This window comes from Flavicella sediminum (assembly GCF_006381105.1).
Classification (GTDB): domain Bacteria; phylum Bacteroidota; class Bacteroidia; order Flavobacteriales; family Flavobacteriaceae; genus Flavicella; species Flavicella sediminum.
This window is the reverse complement of record NZ_VDET01000050.1, coordinates 1-4,734: the sequence shown is the minus strand read 5'-3', so window position 1 is coordinate 4,734 and position 4,734 is coordinate 1. Positions and strand designations below refer to the sequence as shown.

Sequence of the window (4,734 nt, the reverse complement as noted above, 5' to 3'; positions counted from 1 at the left end):
GCTCAGAAAAGTTGAATAAAACTAAAATGTTTCTGCGAAAAGATGTGTGAGCGGAACTAGAATTGTTGCGTATAGATTTTCCTCCCAAACGCAAACTTGCTAAAAATCGTGAACTAACACTTAGAATGTTTCTGCGAAAAGATGTGTCAGCGGAACTAGAATTTTTACGTCCAGATTTTCCTCCCAACCGCAAACTAGCTAAAAATCATGAATTAACAGTTAGAAAGTTTCTGCGAAAAAATGTGTCAGCGGGACTAGAATTGTTGCACGCAGATTTTCCAATAAGCCGCAAACTTGCTTTTTAATAAGGAACCAAAATGTTTCGTGGGAAAAATGTGTAAATGGTAGTAATAAATATTCAGACAACTTTATGTACGCCAACGTGATTGTATATGGTTTGTTGCGTGGTTTAAGCACTAAATTTAGCAAATAAAAACAAATAGAAAATCCGCGAGGATTTTCGTAAGTAGGCTAGAAGTAGCAATAAATTATATACGTTGTTGTGCTTTCGTTATTCTTTTTCCTCTGTTTCCATTAGTCTTTCTCTAATCTGAGATTTCTTAAGATAAAACCTATGATTAAGCTTTGTAGATTCAACTATCTCATATTTCAATCTACCATTATTATAAAGTTCAATAGTATTTCCAATCAAATTGATGATATATTTTTGTAATGTCAAATTAATTATTCTAGCTGGAACTTGTAAAACCATCGGTTTATTATCCTTTTCTCCAGTTACTAATGAACCGTCAGAGCCGACATTGATTTTAATTATATTATCTTCAAATCCTTCTGATTTAAATACTAGATAATTACAAAAAACAGATTGAGTAAACTGTTCTGAAAATTCCTTAATTGAAATTCTCTCACCTTGTTGAGAGAGGTAGCCACTTTTCAGTTTTTCTAATTCCTTAGGAAAGTTTATTGTATCAATAGGGTTAGTATCTTGGTATTCTTTAATGTGAGGAGTTAATTTTACATTTTTAAGCATTTCACTAAGAGTGCTTTTCTCTGACGAATCAATAAAACCTTTATTATCAATTTCAGATGTGAAAAATTTCTCTCCATTAAATAATTGATATTCAACTTGTAGATATTCTGATTCTGTGTATAGCCATAAATTATATAACAACTGTGAAGAATGAATAGCTCTTTTTATAAAGTCGCCATAAGGTTCTAAATCTTTTAATATGAGCATTGATTTTCTATCAGATGTTTTTAATTCAACGATTCTAAAGCCTTGTGATTCAATACCAGAATAAAAGTCTAATAATTTACCATCTTCTCTTACGTTAATTAAGGTTTTATCAAGTTTATTAACTTCGGATTGCACATCTTCAAGGTTGTCAAATCCAAAAATTGTCTCAGAAATCCGAACTAATTTGAAAATCAGTAGGATTCTTTTTAATACTTCAGATAATTCCTGTCGGGTTAATTTGAATCCAAAAACATCACCACTTTTATTGAAGGAACAAATTATCTCATTGTTTATTATCCGTGAGTTATGGTGATATGCAATATTTCGCCATTGATTTAATCTGATATTATGCGGTCGTAAAATCAAGAGCTCTGCCAACTCTGTAGTGTTTATTAATTCATCAATTACTACTCCTAAATCTTTCTGTTTTATCTCTGCAATATCATATTGCTTATTTCTTTTTATTTTATTGAGTTGAAGAAGCATTTTAAAAAAGGATTTTGACAATCCTTCAATTGTTTGACCTATCATATGCAATGACTCTTCAACGAAATCTTCAATGCATAATTTATGAAGTTTCATTTGATTATTATGTAAACTCCAAAACCTTGAAATACTCTGAGTTGTTTCAGGCATCCATTGTGCATATGATTCAATTGCTAGTTTTTCGTTCTTTTCTTTGGCTCCATTAAAAATGTCTAATATTTTGTCTATAAATTTCAAAGAATCTGGATATTCCTTATAAACCGACAAGTATGCTAACCAATTGGATGTTAAGTCCGAAACTGCATATTTTTTCAAGTTTTCTTGATTTGAGAAATATGGAGCAAATGAATCAATTATTGAAACTTTAATATCATCAGGGGTTAATCCAAAATCATAAAAATGATAAAAAGGACTTACTTCGTCATAATATTTTATTTTCTTATTCTCCATCAGTTTGCAGTACGGTCTTGGTTTCTCATAATGAAGCACAACGGTTTTGTATAAGGTTTGTGTGGGAGAAAATGTCCGTGGACTTTTCGCCCTAACACTAAGCTTATACTTATTTTGTGTTTTTATCTTTATCGACCTAAAAATACTTAAATAAGTAGAAGTGACATAGTAAAAAGACACAAACCTTTGAAGTAAACCATAAAAACCCACATTAACTTTATACGGTGTTGGCGAATGTTTATTCTCGTTTTCTACAGCTATTACTTGAGTTCAATTCCGCTATTCCGGGGTTAAATAGGTTCTTTGTAATATTTGTTTTCGTATTAATCAAAACGTTTTTTATTGAGCAATAGTTTAATAATTTATTATTATGCTTTATTTCTATTCCGTTTTTGACTGTAATTAAATTATCTAGTCCATTCAAATTTGTTAATGATGTATCTCTAATAATTAATTTACCTCCGATAGTTTTAAGATTATCTAATCCTTTTAAAGATACCAAATCTTGATTCTTTTTGTAAATATCCCACTCTTCAAATCCAATTATCAAATCTCCTGATATTTCTGTTATATTATGTAAAGAAGTAAGGTCATTCACACCAGCTATTAATAAGTGCCCTTTTATTTTTGTCAAATTATCCAATCCAAACTCTTCCAATTCTCCTTGATTGTGTACAATATAGTCTCCGCTTAGTGCCTGTTCTATTTTAGGAGCAATAATTAAAGTCAATATAACTATTGGTATTATAATCAGATTTATTTTAAGGATTTTAAAAATAACATTCTTCTTTTTCATTACAGCCAAAACAATAATTGTTAGAAGCTCAATAAAAAGCATAATGGATGCAATAATTATAATAAATATATAGCCGTACGGACCTAAACCATATTCAATAGCTGGGCCATCTGCAATTCCAATACTCGCAAAAGTTGTTTTTGAGAACAAAAAACAAATAAATATGAATATTAATTGTTGAATTTTCATTTCTTTATCTAGCGATTTTATTAAGTAATATTTGCCAACGGTTTTGTATAAGGTTTGTGTGGGAGAAAATGTCCGAGGACTTTTCGCCCTAACACTAAGCTTATACTTATTTTGTGTTTTTATCTTCGTCGACCTAAAAATACTTAAATAAGTAGAAGTGACATAGTAAAAAGACACAAACCTTTGGAGTAAACCAAAAAAAACCACATTAACTTTATACGGTGTTGTAAAACGTTTTTTTAATCTACTCCTAAATCATTTGTAATAGAATGTCTTAATTCAATCTCGTTTACTGGAATTCCAATTTTTTCACTTGTTACTCCAATAACGATACGTTGAATTTCATATTTACTTGTGACTTTATTTAAATCAATAATTTTTTTATAGTTTAACGATATAATCCAATCAATCAATTGTTTCATTGTTCCTTTTGTAACAGGCTGTTTTCTTTTGATTGTCTTAAATCCAAAAACCATGATATAACTTTTTAGGTTTGAATCGAAGTCCATCTCCACAAGCTTTGGTAGTTTTAATTCTAATTTACTTTCAAGTTCATTCCACTTTTTTTGTAATGATTCTATTGGAAATATATCTTTGACTTTAGTTTGAGAAGTGATAGTTATCTGATTTATCTCTAAATATTTAATTATGTTTTTTACTTTATTGAAAATAGAAAGAGAGATATTTTTATCGCTTGGTTCAAGAATCATTTTTGCATAAAACGCCTCTGATATTTCTTCTATAGTAGAGATTTTTCCCCATTCTGGCCCTGGTATTTGAATATTAAATACTTTTTCTAGTGACATAGCAAGTTCAACCGAATCTAATCCCATTTTTGTTTTTTTAATAATATGCTTTATTCTATATTTTCATAATCAAAACCGATTGGTGGAGGGGGAGGTGGTTTCATTATTGATAATTCTTCAAAATCAATATTTAATTCCAGTGTATCTCCGTACTCTTTATTTATTCGGTTATATGTTTTGAATAGTAATAGTAGATTTGATTCTAAATCTTTTATAGATTCTCTATACGGTTGTGAAAAACGAATTATTAATTTTTTTGGTGAATCAGCAAAATTATTATCTATTCCATTATTTGATAAATCAGTTTTTAAAATTTTACTTAAACTATCTATTGTGTAATATTTATTTTGTTTGATAAGAGAATCTTTTGAAATTCCAATCAGGTTTTTGAATTTTATCAATCCTGCACCAAAGCAATTGGAATTAAGATCAACGGTTTTTAGATAAAAACAATTATCATTATTCTCAATAATAAATACGGGATTTTTTTCTTTTAAATGTTTTTTGAAATACCAAAGGGTATCGATAATGCTTTTGAAATTCTCAAATTGATTTAATGATAAAGTATCTTTGTTTTTAAGATTTTTGAATTCTTGAATAGTAGGATAATGAAAAATACTTTTTCCTTTTTTCTCACAACTACTCAAAGTAATTATAAGAATCATAAAATATATTATTGTTTTCATTTTTCTTGTATTATCCTTGTATAGGATGACCTTTTTTTGATATAATTAGTATCGTTCGAATACTTTTTTTTAGCCGTTTAGAAGGCAAAAAAAGAATTAGAACTACTGATTGTTTAAATATTA

The 4,734-nt window shown here is 28.6% G+C and carries 4 protein-coding genes; all 4 read right to left on the bottom strand.

From position 1 onward, the window contains the following. Positions 1-511: 511 nt before the first annotated feature. The 4 genes from FGM02_RS17690 to FGM02_RS17675 all read right to left on the bottom strand — a co-directional run bounded on the left by FGM02_RS17690 (position 512) and on the right by FGM02_RS17675 (position 4,611). A complete protein-coding gene (locus FGM02_RS17690; protein ID WP_139959928.1) occupies positions 512-2,134 on the bottom strand; it encodes a hypothetical protein in 1,623 nt (540 codons plus the stop codon). A 238-nt stretch (positions 2,135-2,372) separates the two neighbouring features. Beyond that, positions 2,373-3,119, bottom strand: a complete 747-nt coding sequence (locus FGM02_RS17685) for a receptor L domain-containing protein (RefSeq protein ID WP_139959926.1) — start codon at positions 3,117-3,119, stop codon at positions 2,373-2,375. A gap of 239 nt (positions 3,120-3,358) precedes the next feature. Then, positions 3,359-3,952 carry an acyl carrier protein gene (locus tag FGM02_RS17680; protein WP_139959924.1) on the bottom strand — a complete coding sequence of 198 codons (594 nt, stop codon included), beginning with the start codon at positions 3,950-3,952 and terminating at the stop codon, positions 3,359-3,361. A 23-nt stretch (positions 3,953-3,975) separates the two neighbouring features. Further along, on the bottom strand, positions 3,976-4,611 hold the full coding sequence (locus FGM02_RS17675) for a hypothetical protein (protein WP_139959922.1): 636 nt from the start codon (positions 4,609-4,611) through the stop codon (positions 3,976-3,978). Positions 4,612-4,734: the final 123 nt, after the last annotated feature.

What these genes read in the sequence shown, in the direction of transcription:
- FGM02_RS17690 (WP_139959928.1), bottom strand. Translation starts at nt 2,134, where the DNA reads ATGGAGAATAAGAAAATAAAATATTATGACGAAGTAAGTCCTTTTTAT.
- FGM02_RS17685 (WP_139959926.1), bottom strand. Translation starts at nt 3,119, where the DNA reads ATGAAAATTCAACAATTAATATTCATATTTATTTGTTTTTTGTTCTCA.
- FGM02_RS17680 (WP_139959924.1), bottom strand. Translation starts at nt 3,952, where the DNA reads ATGGGATTAGATTCGGTTGAACTTGCTATGTCACTAGAAAAAGTATTT.
- FGM02_RS17675 (WP_139959922.1), bottom strand. Translation starts at nt 4,611, where the DNA reads ATGAAAACAATAATATATTTTATGATTCTTATAATTACTTTGAGTAGT.